The following is a 16624-nucleotide window of genomic DNA, read 5'->3' on the forward strand; positions in this document are numbered from 1 at the left end:
GGTCCGTCCGGGTCAGGACCGGAGTCTGTCCGGCCGTGCGGCCGGCTCCGGCGCATCATTGAGGTGATAGGCGTCGGCCACGTAGCCCGGGCCCTTCATCACGAAGATGATGAAGCACGCGATGGAGACGGTGAGCGCTGCCGTCCAGAAGGTCACCACCAGCGCGATCGCGAATATGTCCACGCTGGCGATGCCCTTCGCCACGTCGAATCCGGGGTCGCCGGCGAGCCAGAGCCGGATCAGGCCGGAGAGGACGAACGGGGCGGCGGTGCCGAGCAGGAATATCCGCGGCATGCGCCGCAGGATGTCCAGCTCGATGCCGGGCGGCTCCCTCCGATCGTGCAGTCTGTTGAACAGCCCGTCCATGCGAACAGATTAGCACCGGGCCCGTACGGGCTGCAGCAGGCTTCAGCTCCTGTCGAGGTTCGTCCGCGTAGCGGCCGGGCCGGTCGGAAGGTGCAATTTCTGCAAGGTTCTGCGCAGGCCTTGCCACCCACAGCCCGGCGCGGCGTGTCCGCGGGCCTCCGACCCGGCAGTTTGCGGCTGGCATGTTCCCTGCATCTTCTCGCGGGACGAAGCTGAAGAGAGTCGCCGGCCCGGCGCGGCCGGCGGGACAGATATGACCATACACCTCGCTTTCCAGCCCCTGATCGCGCTCCTCGCGGGCATCCTGATCCTGGTGGTGCCCCGGCTGTTGAACTACGTCGTCGCCGGCTACCTCATCCTGGTGGGCGTCGCCGGTCTGATGGGCGTATAGACCCGGACGTAAATGCCATGTCGGGGGGCTCCGGCTTCCCATCCCTCCGATGGAGGTGGCCTGGGACCGGGAGCGCGAGAGCCGCGTCAGCGGCACCGCCACCGCCGCGAGCATCTGGAATACGGGCCTGATCGGGAGGGCCGTCGCATTCAGCCGCCCTCGTTGGCGTAGGCGTCCCAGTCCTCGCCGAAGGCCGCGTAGTCGCGATAGCCGGTCACCCATTTGAAGTCGTAGTCGGCATCCACCGGCGCGCCGTAGGCGGGGACGAAGACCCAGTGCGGCGGCTCGCCGCCGGCCTCTCTCATCGGCATGACGGCGTAGTTCATGTGCGCCGCGCAGGTGACCACGTCGGCGAACGCGCGCTGCAGCTCGCCGCCTTTCGTGTGCCAGATATCCAGGCTCTTGCCCATGTCCGCGCCGCTCGGCCGTCCGCCGAGCCAGCCGATGTCCCAGCCGGCATGATCGCCGCTGACGAAATCCGGCATGAGCAGCCAGGCCTGATAACCGGTGTCGGCGTCATTGTCGTCCGTGAAAGCGTTCCAGCGGGCGATGACCTTCTCCAGGTCGCCCATGTCCTTGCCCTCGTTGAAGGTGCAGGGAAAGAACTCGGCGGGCCGTATCTGCGGTGAGGCGTCCTGCGCCGAGCCGGCCACGAACAGCGTCGTGAGTTGTGACTTAATGATGTATCCCCCTGGTTATCTTTTTATATTTGGTCGATTGTCGTTATTGATGTCGTTCCTGGTGCGGATGCGATCCTTGCATCTGAAACCCGACTAACCCGGAATTGGACCGGCTGTTCAGGAAAAGGCCGGCGGATCCTTCCTTGGATCCGCCGGCAAGCATGCGCCCCGGGGGCGGGGCGCCTGAGGTGCCGGGTTGGCGTCAGCGACCGCGGCCGCCGGCGCGGTTCGCGGCGCGCGCGTTGCCTCTCAGCCCGTCGCGCGAGCGGGTCTCGATGCGCCGCTCGGCACGGACGCGCTCCATGCTGCGCGCCTCGGGCCCGGTCGGCCCGGCTTCGGCCGCCCGGTGCTCCTGTTTCTGCGCCCGGGTATTCGCGCGCACGCCATCGCCGCCATCGCCGGCTTCGGCGGCCTTGCGGTCGGCACCCTTCGCGCGGGCGCCCGCGGCCGGCTGCGTCTCGTCCTCTTCCGAGGCATAGCGGTTGATCGAGTCGGCGCCGTTACCCTTCTGCACGAACTCGCGGAACGTCTCGTTGTCGCCCTTCGTCTCGATGCGGGTGTTATGGATGTCGTTCGGCATGTTGGCCGTGCCTTCGCCCCATTTGCTGTTGTGGTCCGCCAGCGCCGGTCCCGAAAGGGAGACGAGGGCGCCCAGAACCGTAATCCCCAACCATTCCTGTCGCATGATGCTGCTCCTGCAGATGCTGTTGACGTAATCCATCAACGCGCGGGCAACGCTTCGGTTGACCGGTAGGAGGGCCTTCAGGCCCGATCCGAATTGCCGCCCGGGGTCGGGACCGGGGCCCCGGGCGGGATCGGGCCCGGCCGGGATCGGGGCTGAAGCCCCTCCTGCATGTAGAATCTGGCGGCGTGCCATCCGGGAGTTCATCCATGATTCGATCGCTGCTGATACTGGCCTCGGTGCTCGCCATTGCCGCCTGCGGCAACGAGCCGGAAACCGATACCGATACCGATACCGATATCGATACCAATACCGATGCCGTCGTCGACGCCGGGCCCGGCGATGCCGTGGCGGCCTATGAGCAGGCCATGGAGGCCGAGCGCGAGCTGGTTACCGAGATCACCGGTGTGCTGGAAGGCGTCACCGATGAGGAGTCGGCTGCCGCCGCGGCCCCCAGGATCGAGGAGCTGAGCGGCGAGCTGCAGCGTCTGGCAGCCCGTATCAATGCGATGCCCCAGCTGCCCTATGCCGAACAGAAGCGCATCACGGAGGAGCGGACCGGTAGTGCCGCTGCGCGGCGCGCCGCCGGCAAGCAGATGCTGAAGATCGAGCAGTACCCGGTGCTGAAGGAAGCGTGGTCCCGCGGTATGAGAGGAGCCGGGGATTGAGTCGCCGGAGCTCGAAGAGGGCCGCCTCGGCGCTCGCGATGGCGGCAGCAATGCTGTCCGCCGGGCCGGCTGCCGCTGGGCAGGACTACGACTACTTCCAGGCCAACCGGGAGATGATCCGCAACGGCGTGCAGGCCGTGTTGACGTGCAATGGGCTGTTCACGTCCGGCCGCAGCCTGGAGCAGGTGTTCGGGCAGGAACTCGCCTATCTGCCGGACCGGATCGGCAGCGCCGAAGGTGGCGAGTACCTGGTTGACCGGGAGCGTCGTGCGGTCGCGGTGGGTGGTCCGTCTTCGGGCCCGGTCATACGGGCGGCGTTCCGGGAGGGGATCGGCTGCGTCGTCATGGCCCCGAACCAGGACTTCGGTGACATCGATCGCCTGCCGGTGCTGGATACACCGTCGCCCCCCGGCGATCCGGACGAGATACCGTGGCCCGACGGCGACCGGGTCGAGCCTGCCCCGCTACCCGACCGGGTGGATGCGGCGGCGCTGCAGGCGGCCTCGGACTGGGCTTTCGACCGCCCCACACCGGAGCAGGACACGCTCAGCCTGCTCGTCGTGCACGACGGTCGCATCATCCACGAGCGCTATGCCGAGGGGGTGGATCGCGATACCCGCACTCGTACCTGGTCCACAGCCAAGAGCATTGCGGCCACACTGATCGGCATGCTGGTCGACGAGGGCCGACTGGACCTCGACGAGCCCCTCGGCCTCGACTGGCTGCCCGAGGTGGAAGGCGCAGAACACGATCCCCGCGACGCCATCACGCTGCGCCACGTGCTGCACATGTCCAGCGGGCTGTATCCGGTGGACAGCTTCGGCATGGAGTACGCGACGGGATCCGGCCTCGCGTACTGGGCGGGGGCGAGCTCCGTGGACGGAGCGCGTCGGCGGGGCCTTATCCGGGACCCCGGCACATTCTGGGACTACGAAAACTACGACACCCTGTTGGCCGTGTACGCCATGAAAAGAGCCCTCGGAGAGGACGCTTACCTGCGCTATCCGCGGCAGGCGCTGCTCGACCGCATCGGTATGCGCAATACGCTGCTGAGCACGGACCGCTACGGCGACTTCATCCTCTCCAGTCAGGTTTACACCAATGCACGGGATCTGGGGCGCTTCGGCCTGCTGTACCTGCAGGACGGCATTTGGAACGGCGAGCGGCTGCTCTCCGAGGACTGGATCGAGTTCGTGCGCACGCCGGCGCCGGCCACCCGCCAGCGGGGCAGCTTCTACGGCGGGCAGTTCTGGCTGGTGCCCGACGATCGCATCCCTGGCGATGACGTGCCGCCCGATGCGTATGCCACCGCCGGCAATCGCGGGCAGTTCGTGATCATCGTGCCCTCGCACGACGTGGTCATCGTCAGGCGCGGCCTCGATTACGGCGGTCAGGGCTTTGACCGCTGGGCTCTCACACGCGAAGTACTGAAGGCGATACCCCCGCGGGCAGCACGGTGAACAGCCCCGGGGCCGACGACGGCCGGCCGGTTGCGCAGACCCCGCGGCTTTTGCTGCGCCGCCTGCGGGAGGACGACGCCGGATTTCTGCTCCGTCTGGTGAACGAAGAGGCGTTCCGAACCCACATCGGCGACAAGAATCTGACCACGGCAGAGGAGGCCCGCCGCTTCATCCGCGAAGGCGCATGGACCTGCCAGCCGAAGCCGGGCTACGGCCAGTTCTTCGTGGGCAGTCGGGAGAGCGGCGAGGCGCTGGGCGTCTGCGGGCTCCTGTACCGGGAGGAGCTCGACGTCACCGACGTCGGCTTCGCATTCCTGCCCGAGGCGCGGGGGCGCGGTTATGCGGTGGAGGCGGCGCAGGTCGTGCTGGAGTACGGACGCGGCCTCGGCATCGCCGACATCGTGGCGCTGGTCTCGCCGCATAACGTGGCGTCCATCCGGGTGCTGGAGAAGATGGGATTCGGCCTGCGTCAGAGGCTGCGGCTGGGCGGGCGGGAGACGCTGCTTTGGGGGGTGCTATCGGATGGGGACGCGGGTCGGGCCTGAAGGCCCTCCTACGGCAGGCGTCCCGCGTAGGAGGGCCTTCAGGCCCGATCCCTGCTCCTGAAACGCCGCTGCAACCACGGCCGGATGCGCAGGAATCCCCGGTAGAGCCGTTCGAGCACCCACAGCACCGGCCGGAATCGCGCCAGCAGGCCGACGGGGCGAAGCAGCGGGATGGCCCGCCACATGGCCGCGAAGGCCGCGGCGCCGGAGACGATGGGCCGGCCGTCCTCCTGTGCGTGGAAGCGCTCGAGGAGGGTGGGCCGGTCGAGCGGGCAGTCGCCGCCGTCCTGGACGGCGACGAAGCGGATGGCGCCGCGCCGGTCGAGCCGCCGCATGAGCGCGATCTCGCGCAGGCACAGCGGACACTCGCTGTCGTACCAGACGGTGACGTCGGCGTTGGCGGTGGTTGTGGCGGCGCTCATGACCGGAGATTCGTACCGGCGGCCGCAGCCGATGCAGCTCGGCTTCAGCCCCCGGCCGCGTTCGTGAGCTGCAGCAGATGGGCGAAGGAGGGAACGACGAGTCCGTCGTGGCGCCCGGCGAGGTAACGTTCGTTCTGCGCCGCGGGCGTCAGGTGCTCCGTCACGCTCCAGCCGGCATCCTCCGCCAGGTGCTCGATCTTGTCGGGGTCGAAGAAGCTCAGCATGGGTTCCTGCTGCAGGGCGACGGCCAGCCGCGTGCCCCACAGCAGCAGGTTGCCGGCGGCGGTGGGCGGATGCGCGCTCCAGTAGTCGAAGACGATGCGGGAGCCGGGCGCGGTGCAGGCGGCGAGCGTCGCCAGTGTGTTCCGTATCGCGTCGCGGCTGAGGTAGTAGGTGGCGCCGAGCCAGGAGACGAAGTCGGGCGCCGGGCGGACGGGCCAGACGTCGCCCAGGCCCACGGTCTCGAAATCGACCGGCAGGAAGGCGAGTTGCGACGGCAGATCCATGCCCCGGTCCTCGAGCAGGTCCTGCTTCCAGCGCTGGGTGGCGGGATGGTCGATCTCCAGCACCTCGATCGGCGGCGGCGACTGTCGCAAGGCGAAGGTATCGAGGCCCGCGGCGAGTATGACGTAGCGCCCGGCCCCGTCGGCGCGCGCCTCGGCGAGGGCGTCTTCGGCGTAGCGGCAGCGCACGACGACCTGTGAGCGCAACGCCGTGAAGGCATCGGCCTGGCCCACGTAGTAGCGGCGCCAGAATCGGGACAGCCGGCCGAGGCGGCGGATGTAGCGCTGCTGATAGGCAGGCAGCAGGCGTTCTGCGACGGCGTCGTCGAGGACGGCGGGCGCATCGTCGATGCGCCCGTGCACCGCGCGGGCGAATGCAGTGCCGAAGGCGGTGCGGCTCGGTGCGTCGTCCAAGTGTCAGGCGTCGTCCATGTTGACGATGACGAAGACGATGGCGCAGCAGAGGAAGTACTGCAGCGCGCCGTCCAGGGATTGCGCGCCGAGCTGGGTCTGCCACATCTGGAACCATGACCCGCCGACGGACAGGAAGAAGCCGAACCACACGATCATGCCGATGCCGGCGCCCATCAGCGCCCAGGTCTTCGCGCCGTTGAACGCGGCCGCCGGGGCCCTGCGGTTCGCCCACAGGTCCCATGCGCCCTTCAGCGCCACCACACCCGCTGCGAGTTCGCCGGCGATGATGACGGCCAGCGCCAGGCCCGAGAGGAGCGGGCTCGTCACCGGCGGACCCAGCGACGACGCGTAGTACTCGTGATCGGCCATGGCGAGGACGGCGGCGACCACCTGGTGCGCGGCCTTCAGGTTGACGATGTTCTGCAGGCCATAGAAAAGGGCCATCAGGCCCAGAAACACGACCAGGATGATCTTCAGATAACGGATCGGCATGGCGGTGCTCCCCCAAGAGACACGGCGCCAGTCTACCGAATCCCGCCCGCAGCCGCAGTTATCCGGGTGGCCCGCGCCGCCGCCCGGGCCCAGTGTCGGCGCCCTTCGCAACCGAACCGGGGAGGTGGGTCATGGACACGAGCCAGGAAGGGAAGGGCGTCGGCGCCGGGCCGGTCGCAGGGGCTCTCGTCGTCGCGCTGCTGATGAGTGTAGACGTGGCGGCGGGGCCCGCCGCGGAACCGGTCGCCGGACCACTGGCCGAACGAATCGCTGCAGTTTCTGCCGAGCGGATCGGCGCAGAGCACTCGGGCTACCGGCGGCTCGAGGACGGCGAGGAGCATCGGCTGCCGCTGCACGAGCTGCTGCGCCGCGGCGAGGCCGCGTTCACGGCCCGCTGGACACCCGCGGACGGCGCCGGGCGGCCGCTCAGCGACGGCACCGGCGGCCCGCTCGCCGATGCCACGGCACCGCTGGTCTTTCCCCGCAGCTTCAACCGGGTGTCGGGGCGGGACGCCAACAGCTGCGCCGGCTGCCACAATGTGCCGGCGGGCCGACCCGGTGGCGGCGGCGACTTCGTCACCGGCGTGTTCGTCGCCGCCCAGCGTTTCGACTTCGCCAGCTTCGACGTGGACGACACCGTGCCGCTCAAGGGCTCGCGGGACGAGGCGGGCGGCTTCATCACGCTGCAGAGCATCGGCAATTTCCGCGCGACGCCCGGCATGTACGGCTCCGGGTACATCGAGATGCTGGCCCGCCGGATGACTGCCGAGCTGCAGACCATCCGGGATGCCACGCCGCCCGGCGGCGCTCTCGCGCTGGAGACCAAGGGGGTATCCTTCGGAGTGATCCGCCGCGATGCCGACGGCGCCTGGGACGTCTCCGCGGTGGAAGGTCTGCCGCCCCAGAGCGTGGCGAGCGCGGGCGCCGAAGACCCGCCGAGCCTGGTCATCCATCCGTTCCACCAGTCGGGCAGCGCAGTGTCCATCCGTCAGTTCACCAGCAATGCGTTCAATCACCATCACGGCATGCAGGCGGCGGAGCGTTTCGGCGACGGCGTCGATGCCGACGGTGACGGCATCGCCGACGAGCTGACCCGCGCGGACATCACCGCGGCGACCCTGTTCCAGGCGACGCTGCCGCCGCCGCGCCAGGTACTGCCCCGCGACCGGGAGGCCCGGCGGGCCGCGCGCCGTGGCGGGCAGTTGTTCCGGCGCATCGGCTGCGCCGACTGCCACGTGCCGGCCCTGCCGCTGGTGGACGAGGGTTGGGTGTTCACGGAGCCGAATCCCTACAATCCGCCCGGCAATCTCCAGCCCGGCGATGCGCGCCCGGTGCGCGTGGATCTCACCCGGAGCGACCTGCCCGGCCGCAGGCTCCAGCCCCGCGACGGCGTGGTGTGGGTGCCCGCGTTCACCGACCTGAAGCTGCACGACATCACGGCGGGCCCGGACGCCCCCGGCGGCGAAGCCATCGACATCAATCAGCCGGCGGGTTCGGCGGCGTTCTTCGCCGGCAACCGCCGGTTCCTGACGAAGCGGCTGTGGGGCGCGGCCAGCGAGCCGCCGTACTTCCACCACGGCCGCTACACCACGCTGCGCGAGGCGACGCTGGCCCACGACGGCGAGGCACGCGCGTCGCGGCAGGCCTACGAGGCGCTGCCGGAGCGCGGGCAGGATGCGGTGATCGAGTTCCTGAAGTCGCTGCAGGTCGTGGCGGCTGACGAGCGCGAGTACCGCGATCGCCATCGCCGGAGCCATCGCCGGAGCCATCACCGGAGCCATCACCGGGCGTCCAGGCACTGACGTCGCCGGCGCTGCCGATGAGTGCGTATACTGCCCCGGGCCGGAAACCGCTTCGGGGGGAGCATGGAATACATCGGTCTCATCGGCAGCGTCGCGCTGCTCATCTGGCTGGCGCTCAGGGGCATCAACATCGTCTTCGCGGCGTTGCTGTGCTCGGTGGTGGTCATCGCCACCAACCAGCTGCCGGTCGCCGCTGGCCTCACCGAGTACTTCTCGTTCGGACCGCTGGGCGCGTTCACCTTCGCGGGACGGTTCTTCCTGCTGTTCGCCGCCGGCGCCATGTTCGGGCGGGTCATGGGCGAGAGCCACGCGGCCGCCAGCATCGCGCTGGCGCTGGTGGAGCGGCTGGGCGCCCACCGGGCGCTGTGGATCACGGTACTGGCCTGCGCCCTCCTGACCTACGGCGGCGTGGTCGTCTTCGTCGTGATCTTCGCGATGTATCCGCTCGGGCTGAAGCTGCTGCAGCAGGCGGACATTCCGAAGCGGCTGTTCTGCGGCGCGCTGGCGCTGGGGGCCGGTACCTTCACGCTGACCGCGATGCCGGGCACGCCGTCCATCCACAACGTGATCTCGGCGGCGGCCCTGGATACGACGCTGTTCGCCGGCGGCTGGTACGGCGTCGGAGGCGGGGCGCTGATGTTCGCCGGCGGCATGTGGTATCTCGAGCGCCAGCGCAGGATCGCGGCCGCCAACGGCGAGCACTTCCAGCCGGCCCCGAACGACCCGGTCTCGACGGTCGAGGCCGGCGATCCGGGCTATCCCCACTGGCTGCCGGCGGCGCTGCCGCTGGCGCTGGTGCTGGGCACGATCGTGGCTCCGAGGCTCATCATCATGTCACTGGACCAGGCCACGCTGGCGCAGCCGGGATGGTATTTCGAGCTACTGCGTTTCGCCGACGGCCAGCCCGTGGTCTGGCCCAGCATCGCGCTGCTCGCCGGCACCCTGCTGGCGGTGCTGATGTTTCCGCTGGTGCGCGGTCGGGCGCTCGAGGTGGTGGGCCACGGCACACAGGACTCGATAATGCCGCTGATAAACACCGCTGCGGTCATCGGCTTCGGCGGCGTCGTGACGCAGACGGCGGGCTTCGAGCATTTCACCCGCCTGATGCTGGAGTCGGGCCTGCCGCCGCTCGTCTCCATGTTCGGGTCAGTCAGCCTGGTGGCCGGAATCACGGGGTCGGCCTCCGGCGGCCTGCAGATCTTCATGCAGACCATGGCGCCGGCCTATCTGGAGATGGGCGTCGAGCCCGGCACGCTGCATCGCCTGGCCACCATGGCCAGCGGCGGTTTCGACTCGCTGCCCCACTGCGGCGCGGTGGTCGCCATGCTCACCATCACCGGCCTGACCCACAAGCAGGCGTACCGCGACGTGGGCATCATCACGGTGGTCATCCCGGTGCTGGCGACGCTGGTGATGATCGGCGTCGCCGCCCTGACGATGTAGGAGGGGCTTCAGCCCGGCTCAGGCCGGATCGCGCAAGGAAACGCATGCCGGGTCGGGCCTGAAGGCCCTCCGGCATGTTCCGCTAGCGGCAGCTGTCCTTCGGGATCACGCGTTCTATCCGCCGCCAGTCCACGATCTTGAAGTTCTGGCTGTCGGCGCCTTCGTTGCGCCCGTCCTGGGCGACGAAGATGCCGCGGGGGAAGCGGGGACCCAGGTCGGCGGCGGTCACGTCGATGCCGTCGGTCTCCTCGGTGCCGTCGATGCCGGCGTCCTCGTTGTCGGCCACGCGGAAGGAGACCAGGTAGCGGACTTCTTCGCCGAGGCAGTAGACGGCGTAGCTGTTGTCGCCCTGGCTGGAGGCGAGCAGATAGCGCGGGCCCGCGGCGGGCGAGTAGATGGTGAGTCCCTCCACGTCGGCCACCAGGGCCGGGCCGTCGACGCTGTCGACGAGTTCCGGCGCCCAGGCGGCCGCCGGGTCGAGCGCGCCGCGCCAGATGCCGCGGGGCTCCTCGCCCACGTAGACATGCCCGGCGGCCTCGTCGACCACACAGCCCTCGGGCTGACCTGCCAGGCGGAATTCCCGGGCGAGCCGGGCCGAGAAGGCCGCCGGACCGGTGCGCGAGAGCATCCACTGCTGATAGCGGCCGTCCTTGTCGTTCACGAATACGTGGAAGCCGTCGCCGCCCGCCGAGCCGAGGCAGATGCCGTAGATCTCGTCGAGCCCGGTGGCGACGGCCGAGCCGGGCAGGGAGCGTGCCCTGCCCGTCGCGGCGTCGAGCAGAAAGACGTCGATGCTGCCGCTAGTCCGGTTGGAGGCGACGGCCACGGCGTCGCCGCCCGGCAGCGGGCGCAGATCCACGTTATTGAGGCGTCCGGACTCGATGGACTGGATTTCCCGGCCATCGAGTCCGTAAAGATGGATTGCCCGGAGCTTGTTGCTGCCGAGTACCAGTGCCCCGCCGTCCTGCGCGGGGCGCGGCCAGACGGCCGGGTCGTCGGCGGCGTCTCCTTCGTCCGGCACCGGATCGGTCTCCACGTCAGCGAAGACGACGGGGTACTCCGCAGGCTGCGGGCCGGCGGCGCAGCCGCTCAGTGCGAGCGCGGCGAAGAGGATCGTGAACAGGGTCGCGAAGACGTCCGCCGGGAGGATGGCGGGCCGCGGAAGACGGGGAACGGTTGCAGTCATGGCAGAGCCTGTCAGTGGGATCACGGGGACAGTCAACAAAATTCCGGATCGAGTCAACTGCCGTTGTGTCCGGCAGGCTTCAGAGGCGGAACAGAAACTCCTGCATGCCGTTGCCGAGCAGGATAGCGCGCTCGATGGAGAACTCCCGGAAGGCCTTGCCGAGCTCCTCCGGCGAGTAGCGGGGGGCCGGGCGCTCGTCCGGGGCGCCATTGCGCCGCACCAAGTGCTCGCCGTCCACCGGAAAGAAGCCGCCCGGCAGCGCCGGCATCAGCGGGTCCCGGTAGGCAACCAGGGCATGCACCAGCGTGCCGGGCAGCCCCCGCGCGGCCAGCCGGGAGGACAGCGCAGGCAGCGCGGCCGGCTGCAGGTAATTGAGCAGGTCCCAGCAGAGGACGACGTCCACCGGCTCCGGGTTGCGCGGCGGCAGCGCGTTTTCCATGCGCTCGCGCAGCAGCTCCTCGCCCGCCTCGTCGGGCGGCACGAGCGCGTCGAGATCGTCCGCGAGGTCGGCGATCTCGAGGCGGCAGCGGAAGCGGCCGAACAGATCGATGCTCTCGGGGCGGGCCGGTCCGAGATCCAGTATCACCCAGCGACCGCCGTCCTCCATCCGCTCCACCAGGGAGCGGAACAGCGGGGCCCGTACCGGCCCCGTTGCCCCCGGCAGCGCCTGCGCGGCTGCGCCGGCCATGTCAGGCTGCCGATTCCTCTTTCTTCGCGGTCGAAGCCGTGGAGGCTACCGACGCCGGTTTGCGTGTCCCGCCCTGCTTGCCCAGCGCGGTCTCGACGGCCTCGGAGTCCATCTCGATGGAACCCTTGAAATGAGCGCCGTCCTCGAGGCTTACCCGGGGGGCGGTGATATTGCCCTTCACCCTGGCGTTGCGGCGGATGGCCACCTGCTCGGCGCCGAACAGATCGCCCTCCATGACACCGTCCACGGTGATGGCCTTGGCGTAGACGTCGGCATGGATCTCGCCTTCCTTGCCGATGGTCAGGCTGTTGTTGACGAGCTTGACCGTACCGGTCACTCGCCCCTCGATGCGCAGATCCTCCTCCCCCTGGAGGTCGCCGTCGATGCGGATGGAGCGTCCGATCACCGCCATCTCGCCGCTGCCGCTGCCCGCGGTATGGGCCGGCTTCGCTGCGGGTGTGCCGGTGCTGCGGCTCTCGCCGGTATTGGGAGCGGTCTCGCCGCCGTCTTTCCTGCCACGTTCAAACATTACTGTCCCCTCGTCGTGTCGATTTCGTTGATCCGGTCGATGCGGTTGCCGGTCGAGCGGTTCTAGCACGCGCCTGCTCGGGCGAACAACTGTCGCTATGCGGCGACATGGGGTGAATTGTCGTTCGCCTGGTCCGCTACACTGTGTCGCCGGGAAGTCCGATAATTTGAGGAGAGACGTCATCATGACGACCGGCAGGGCGGGATTGACGAGACGCCAGGTGCTGACGCTCATCGGCGGGGCGGGCGTGGCCGTGGCCGCGGGCGGCTGTGGCAATGGCGGCAGCGGTGGCAATGGCGGCGGCCCCGGATCTGCGGTCACTCCGGCCGGCCGAGCGACGGCGCCGTTGCATTACGAGAGTCTGCTGTCGCTCGCCGCGCGCATCCAGGCGCAGGAGATTTCGCCCGTTGCGCTGACCGAGGCGATGCTCGGCCGCATCGAAGACCTGGAGCCCTCGCTCAGGGCCTACGCCACGGTCATGAGCGTCGCGGCGCTCGAGGCGGCCGAGCGGGCCGAGGTCGAGATCGCCGCCGGCAACCATCGCGGCCCGCTGCATGGCGTCCCCGTGGCGGTGAAGGACCTCTGCTACACGAAGGCGGTGCCCACCATGGGTGGCATGGCGGTCTACCGCGATTTCGTGCCGGATCACGATGCCACCGTGGTCGCGCGGCTGAAGGCAGCCGGCGCCGTCCTGCTCGGCAAGCTCAATCTCACCGAGGGTGCGATGGCCGGCTACCACCCGTCCTTCGAGGTGCCGAAGAATCCCTGGGATCCGGACCTCTGGCCGGGTGTTTCCTCCAGTGGTTCGGGTGTGGCGACGGCGGCGGGCCTGTGCTTCGGCTCGCTCGGCAGCGACACCGGCGGCTCCATCCGCTTTCCGTCCCAGGCCAACGGCATCGTGGGCCTGAAGCCGACTTACGGCCGGGTCAGCCGATACGGCGTCATCCCGCTGGCGGAATCGCTGGACCACGTCGGCCCCATGACAAGGCGGGTGGCCGATGCGGCGGCCATGCTGCAGGTGATCGGCGGCCCCGACCCGAATGATCCCACCACGCTGGGGGAGCCGGTGCCGGACCTCTTCGCCGATATCGACGCCGGCGTGAAGGGGCTGCGCATCGGCTACGACGAGGCCTTCGCCACCGAGGGCGTCGACCCGCGCCTGGCGAGCGCCATCCAGGATGCGCTGGGCCAGCTGGCGGCGATGGGCGCCGAGATCGTGGACGTGACCATGCCCGCCGGTAGCACCGGCCTCGCCGATCCCTGGTCCGCCATCGCCGCGGCCGAGGCCCTGGAGGCGCACGGCGAGTTCTACCCGGAGCGGGCCGACGAGTTCGGGCCCTTCTTCCGCGAGTTCCTGCAGGCCGGGGCCGCGCTGACGGACGAGCAGCTGGCCGCGGCGCGGGCCTTCCGGGCCGATTACGCGGCGAGGATGAACGAGCTGCTGGGCAAAGTGGATGCCATCGCCATGCCGGCCGGCAATCCGACTATCCCCGTCACCGAGGAAATCCAGCGCGGCGGCATGGAGGGTATCGAGCCCCTGGCCGGGCACCTGCACCAGTATTTCGCGGTGCCCGCCAACTTCTCGGGCGCGCCGGCGCTGACGCTGCCCTGCGGTTTCACGGAGGACGGCGTCCCGCTGGGGATGCAATACATGGCGGCGCCGGGCGGCGAGGCCATGCTGTGCCGCATCGGCCACGCCTACGAAGGCGCGACCGCCTGGCACAACCGTCACCCCGGGATCTAGCCGTCCTCGCCGGCCATTCCGGCAATCCCGGCTAGTCGTCCTTGTGCGCGGCGACCAGCCGCTCCTGGATGTTGTGCGGCACCCGGGCGTAGTGGCTGAACTCCATCGCCAGGCGGCCCGCGCCGCCCGAGATGGACTTCAGCCGCGAGTGGTAGCCCTGAATCTCCTCCAGCGGGGCCTGGCCGGAGATCTCCATGCGGTTCTCGCCCAGCACGGCGGTGCCGCTGACGATGCCGCGCATGCCGGAGAGGTCGCCGGTCACCGCGCCGACGCAGTCGGCCGGCACCCGGAACACCACGTCGACGATGGGCTCCATGATCACCGGCGAGGCCTTGTCCACGGCATCCATGAAGGCTTTCTTGCCGGCCTGGACGAAAGCGATCTCCTTCGAGTCCACCGTGTGGTACTTGCCATCGTAGACGACCACCCGGACGTCCTGCATCGGGAAGCCGGCGACCGCGCCGGACTCCATCACCTGCCGCACGCCGGTCTCCACCGCCGGGATGAGCCCGGACGGGATGGCGCCGCCGACGACCTCGCTCCTGAACTCGAAGCCCTCGCCGGGTTCGAGCGGCTCGATGCGCAGATACACCTCGCCGAACTGACCCGCACCGCCGGTCTGTTTCTTGTGCCGGTGATGACCCTCCGCCGGGGCGGTGACGGTCTCCCGGTAGGCGATGGAGGGCGGTGCCGTCTCCACTTCGATGCCGTAACGGTCACTGATCTCCTCGAGCACGGTCCTGAGATGCAGGTCGCCGAGACCGTTCAGCACGATCTCGTTCAGCGCCGGGACGTGCTCGAGATGCAGCGACGGGTCCTCGGCCTCCACCGAGTGCAGGGCGTCGGAGATTTTCTGCACGTCCGCGTCGTCGGAGAGCTTGATGGCCAGTCCGTACATCGGCCTGGCGTTGCGCAGGGACTTCAGGTGGTAGTGATCCTCGTCGTGGGAGTCGTGCAGCACCGCGTCGTAGTGGGCCTCCTCCAGCCGCGGGATGGCGCAGATGTCGCCGGGGATTCCACGCTCGGCCTTCACGTGCTCGGCGCCGTTCAGTTTCAGCAGCTGGCTGACCTTCACGGGCTTGCGGGCGTCGCCCACGAACAGCTGCATGCCCGGGCGGATGGTGCCCTGGTGGATACGGAACACGGCGAGGCGGCCCTTGAACGGGTCGATGTTCACCATGAACACGTGGGCGACCACGTGGGCGTCTGCGTCCGGCGTCGCGACGACCTCTTCGGCGCTGTCACCCTCGCCCCGGAAGTAGACCGCGGGATTACCCTCCGTGGGGTTCGGCATCAGACGCTCGAAGATGCGCAGCAGCTGGCGCACGCCGGCGCCGCTCTTCGCCGAGACGAAGCAGACGGGAACGAGATGACCCTCCCGGAGCGCCTCCTCGAAGGGGTCGTGCAGCTGCTCGGGCGCGAGTTCCTGGCCCTGCTCCAGGTAGACCTCCATCAGTTCCTCGTCCAGTTCGACGACCTGGTCGATGATCTTCTCGTGGGCAGTGGCCACGTCGCTGAAGGCCGTCTCATCGCCCTCCAGCTGGAAGAAGCAGTCGACGACGGCCTCGCCGGAGGCGGACGGCAGGTTGATGGGCAGGCACTGGGCGCCGAACGCGGTCTGGATTTCCTCCATGATGCGGGCGTGGTCCACGCCGTCGGCGTCGATCTTGTTGACGATGATCATCCGGCACAGGCGCTGTTTCGCCGCGGCTTCCATCATGCGTCGGGCCGTCAGGTCGACGCCGTTCTGCGCATCCACCACGATGGCGGCGGTCTCTACCGCGGGGAGGACGGCCAGCGCGCGGCCGTAGAAGTCCGGGTATCCCGGCGTATCCACCACGTTGACGTGGATGCCTTCGTGGTCGAGATGGCACACCGCCGGATGCAGCGAATGGCCGAATTCGCGTTCCCGGGGATGGAAATCCGAGACAGTGTTACCGCGCTCCACTTCACCGCAGCTCTGGATGGAGCCGCCTGCCTTCAGCAGGGCCTCCACGAGCGTCGTTTTACCCGCGTTACTGGGCCCCGCCAGGCACACGTTACGGATGTCAGCCGTCTGATACGCCATGGATTCCTCCCTTATCGAGGTGTCTTTATATTTCGAGGGGATGTCTGGGAGCCTAGCTTACCCCCTGCGTGAGTCCGCCCTGTATCCGGGCAATTACGACCCCCGCCGCCGCCCCGTCAGCAGCCCTATCCTCTTGATTTTACCCCCGGAATCGGGCAGGCGGGGACTCGGCCGGGTTGCGCCGTCCGCCCGATCCGGTAAGGTGGGCGGGATGAGCAACACTAAACGCGAGAGCGCGGCCCCGGCGCAGGATTATCAGCAGCCCTTCGAGTTCGTGGAACTGGAGCAGGTGGAGGCGCCGGACGGCAGCGACGACGGCCGCTGGTACCGCTACGTGATCAGCCAGGGCGGCCAGTCCATCGTGGGTCACCGCCGCGGGACGAAGAAGAAGGTGCGGGAAGCCGTGAAGGACATCGTGCAGCGCATGAACGAGCGCCGCATGGGCCGTTCCGGCCGGGTCCATCTCTCCATGTCGAAGAAATAGGTGCCGGCTGATGTAGGAGGGCCTTCAGGCCCGATGGTTTAATGAATCGGGGCTAAA

General features: G+C 69.0%; 18 protein-coding genes. 8 read left to right on the forward strand and 10 right to left on the reverse strand.

Annotated elements, in window-relative coordinates; genetic code table 11:
- Positions 1-12 precede the first annotated feature (12 nt).
- Positions 13-366 (reverse strand): hypothetical protein, encoded by a 354-nt coding sequence (locus ACJMKX_RS17115; RefSeq protein ID WP_405228100.1) that lies wholly within the window; start codon positions 364-366, stop codon positions 13-15.
- A gap of 253 nt (positions 367-619) precedes the next feature.
- On the opposite strand from ACJMKX_RS17115, the gene ACJMKX_RS17120 reads away from it, so the two are divergent.
- Complete coding sequence (locus ACJMKX_RS17120; protein WP_405228102.1) at positions 620-757, forward strand: DUF3096 domain-containing protein; 138 nt, start codon at positions 620-622, stop codon at positions 755-757.
- Positions 758-906: 149 nt separating this feature from the next.
- Here the strand turns inward: ACJMKX_RS17120 and ACJMKX_RS17125 are convergent, their stop codons facing one another.
- Positions 907-1410 (reverse strand): hypothetical protein, encoded by a 504-nt coding sequence (locus ACJMKX_RS17125; RefSeq protein WP_405228104.1) that lies wholly within the window; start codon positions 1408-1410, stop codon positions 907-909.
- Between the two features lie 229 nt (positions 1411-1639).
- Entirely contained in the window at positions 1640-2122 is a 483-nt protein-coding gene (locus ACJMKX_RS17130) for a hypothetical protein (RefSeq protein WP_405228106.1), read from the reverse strand.
- Between the two features lie 206 nt (positions 2123-2328).
- On the opposite strand from ACJMKX_RS17130, the gene ACJMKX_RS17135 reads away from it, so the two are divergent.
- From ACJMKX_RS17135 to ACJMKX_RS17145, 3 genes are read left to right on the forward strand one after another with little or no spacing between them, the layout of a single operon-like run.
- Positions 2329-2787, forward strand: coding sequence for a hypothetical protein (locus tag ACJMKX_RS17135; RefSeq protein ID WP_405228108.1), 459 nt, complete (start codon positions 2329-2331; stop codon positions 2785-2787).
- Positions 2784-4247: a serine hydrolase domain-containing protein gene (locus ACJMKX_RS17140; RefSeq protein WP_405228110.1), complete on the forward strand. Its 1464-nt coding sequence runs from the start codon at positions 2784-2786 to the stop codon at positions 4245-4247. Before ACJMKX_RS17135 ends, ACJMKX_RS17140 begins: the two co-directional genes overlap by 4 nt.
- Positions 4244-4792, forward strand: a complete 549-nt coding sequence (locus ACJMKX_RS17145; protein ID WP_405228112.1) for a GNAT family N-acetyltransferase — start codon at positions 4244-4246, stop codon at positions 4790-4792. Before ACJMKX_RS17140 ends, ACJMKX_RS17145 begins: the two co-directional genes overlap by 4 nt.
- Positions 4793-4830: 38 nt before the next feature.
- On the opposite strand, the gene ACJMKX_RS17150 is transcribed toward ACJMKX_RS17145, so the two are convergent.
- Genes ACJMKX_RS17150 through ACJMKX_RS17160 form a run of 3 tightly spaced genes read right to left on the reverse strand, consistent with a single transcriptional unit; the run spans position 4831 to position 6623 of the window.
- On the reverse strand, positions 4831-5214 hold the full coding sequence (locus tag ACJMKX_RS17150) for a thiol-disulfide oxidoreductase DCC family protein (RefSeq protein ID WP_405228114.1): 384 nt from the start codon (positions 5212-5214) through the stop codon (positions 4831-4833).
- Positions 5215-5258: 44 nt separating this feature from the next.
- Positions 5259-6131: a class I SAM-dependent methyltransferase gene (locus tag ACJMKX_RS17155; protein ID WP_405228116.1), complete on the reverse strand. Its 873-nt coding sequence runs from the start codon at positions 6129-6131 to the stop codon at positions 5259-5261.
- Between the two features lie 3 nt (positions 6132-6134).
- Complete coding sequence (locus tag ACJMKX_RS17160; protein ID WP_405228118.1) at positions 6135-6623, reverse strand: DUF2165 family protein; 489 nt, start codon at positions 6621-6623, stop codon at positions 6135-6137.
- A 131-nt stretch (positions 6624-6754) separates the two neighbouring features.
- Between ACJMKX_RS17160 and ACJMKX_RS17165 the strand changes: the two genes are divergently transcribed.
- Together ACJMKX_RS17165 and ACJMKX_RS17170 are read left to right on the forward strand one after the other, a co-directional pair.
- Positions 6755-8425, forward strand: a complete 1671-nt coding sequence (locus ACJMKX_RS17165) for a di-heme oxidoredictase family protein (RefSeq protein ID WP_405228120.1) — start codon at positions 6755-6757, stop codon at positions 8423-8425.
- Positions 8426-8488: 63 nt separating this feature from the next.
- Positions 8489-9868 carry a GntP family permease gene (locus ACJMKX_RS17170; RefSeq protein ID WP_405228122.1) on the forward strand — a complete coding sequence of 460 codons (1380 nt, stop codon included), beginning with the start codon at positions 8489-8491 and terminating at the stop codon, positions 9866-9868.
- 82 nt (positions 9869-9950) lie between these two features.
- Here the strand turns inward: ACJMKX_RS17170 and ACJMKX_RS17175 are convergent, their stop codons facing one another.
- From ACJMKX_RS17175 to ACJMKX_RS17185, 3 genes are all read right to left on the reverse strand, one after another.
- A complete protein-coding gene (locus ACJMKX_RS17175; RefSeq protein WP_405228123.1) occupies positions 9951-11054 on the reverse strand; it encodes a phytase in 1104 nt (367 codons plus the stop codon).
- 79 nt (positions 11055-11133) lie between these two features.
- Positions 11134-11742, reverse strand: a complete 609-nt coding sequence (locus ACJMKX_RS17180; protein ID WP_405228125.1) for a hypothetical protein — start codon at positions 11740-11742, stop codon at positions 11134-11136.
- Position 11743: 1 nt separating this feature from the next.
- Positions 11744-12271 carry a bactofilin family protein gene (locus ACJMKX_RS17185; protein ID WP_405228127.1) on the reverse strand — a complete coding sequence of 176 codons (528 nt, stop codon included), beginning with the start codon at positions 12269-12271 and terminating at the stop codon, positions 11744-11746.
- Positions 12272-12455: 184 nt separating this feature from the next.
- Here ACJMKX_RS17185 and ACJMKX_RS17190 point away from each other — a divergent pair, with 184 nt between their 5' ends.
- Positions 12456-14015, forward strand: coding sequence for an amidase (locus tag ACJMKX_RS17190; protein ID WP_405228129.1), 1560 nt, complete (start codon positions 12456-12458; stop codon positions 14013-14015).
- Positions 14016-14046: 31 nt separating this feature from the next.
- Here the strand turns inward: ACJMKX_RS17190 and fusA are convergent, their stop codons facing one another.
- Complete coding sequence (fusA, locus tag ACJMKX_RS17195; RefSeq protein WP_405228131.1) at positions 14047-16083, reverse strand: elongation factor G; 2037 nt, start codon at positions 16081-16083, stop codon at positions 14047-14049.
- Between the two features lie 211 nt (positions 16084-16294).
- On the opposite strand from fusA, the gene ACJMKX_RS17200 reads away from it, so the two are divergent.
- Positions 16295-16567 carry a hypothetical protein gene (locus tag ACJMKX_RS17200; RefSeq protein WP_405228132.1) on the forward strand — a complete coding sequence of 91 codons (273 nt, stop codon included), beginning with the start codon at positions 16295-16297 and terminating at the stop codon, positions 16565-16567.
- Positions 16568-16624 lie beyond the last annotated feature (57 nt).

The organism is Lentisalinibacter sediminis (assembly GCF_040706615.1).
Classification (GTDB): domain Bacteria; phylum Pseudomonadota; class Gammaproteobacteria; order Steroidobacterales; family Woeseiaceae; genus Lentisalinibacter; species Lentisalinibacter sediminis.

Bases quoted from the DNA above. Each gene is read 5' to 3' on its own strand.
- ACJMKX_RS17200 (WP_405228132.1), top strand. From the start codon at position 16,295: ATGAGCAACACTAAACGCGAGAGCGCGGCCCCGGCGCAGGATTATCAG.
- ACJMKX_RS17135 (WP_405228108.1), top strand. From the start codon at position 2,329: ATGATTCGATCGCTGCTGATACTGGCCTCGGTGCTCGCCATTGCCGCC.
- ACJMKX_RS17115 (WP_405228100.1), bottom strand. From the start codon at position 366: ATGGACGGGCTGTTCAACAGACTGCACGATCGGAGGGAGCCGCCCGGC.
- ACJMKX_RS17180 (WP_405228125.1), bottom strand. From the start codon at position 11,742: ATGGCCGGCGCAGCCGCGCAGGCGCTGCCGGGGGCAACGGGGCCGGTA.
- ACJMKX_RS17185 (WP_405228127.1), bottom strand. From the start codon at position 12,271: ATGTTTGAACGTGGCAGGAAAGACGGCGGCGAGACCGCTCCCAATACC.
- ACJMKX_RS17165 (WP_405228120.1), top strand. From the start codon at position 6,755: ATGGACACGAGCCAGGAAGGGAAGGGCGTCGGCGCCGGGCCGGTCGCA.
- ACJMKX_RS17190 (WP_405228129.1), top strand. From the start codon at position 12,456: ATGACGACCGGCAGGGCGGGATTGACGAGACGCCAGGTGCTGACGCTC.
- fusA (WP_405228131.1), bottom strand. From the start codon at position 16,083: ATGGCGTATCAGACGGCTGACATCCGTAACGTGTGCCTGGCGGGGCCC.
- ACJMKX_RS17175 (WP_405228123.1), bottom strand. From the start codon at position 11,054: ATGACTGCAACCGTTCCCCGTCTTCCGCGGCCCGCCATCCTCCCGGCG.
- ACJMKX_RS17120 (WP_405228102.1), top strand. From the start codon at position 620: ATGACCATACACCTCGCTTTCCAGCCCCTGATCGCGCTCCTCGCGGGC.
- ACJMKX_RS17160 (WP_405228118.1), bottom strand. From the start codon at position 6,623: ATGCCGATCCGTTATCTGAAGATCATCCTGGTCGTGTTTCTGGGCCTG.
- ACJMKX_RS17130 (WP_405228106.1), bottom strand. From the start codon at position 2,122: ATGCGACAGGAATGGTTGGGGATTACGGTTCTGGGCGCCCTCGTCTCC.
- ACJMKX_RS17150 (WP_405228114.1), bottom strand. From the start codon at position 5,214: ATGAGCGCCGCCACAACCACCGCCAACGCCGACGTCACCGTCTGGTAC.
- ACJMKX_RS17170 (WP_405228122.1), top strand. From the start codon at position 8,489: ATGGAATACATCGGTCTCATCGGCAGCGTCGCGCTGCTCATCTGGCTG.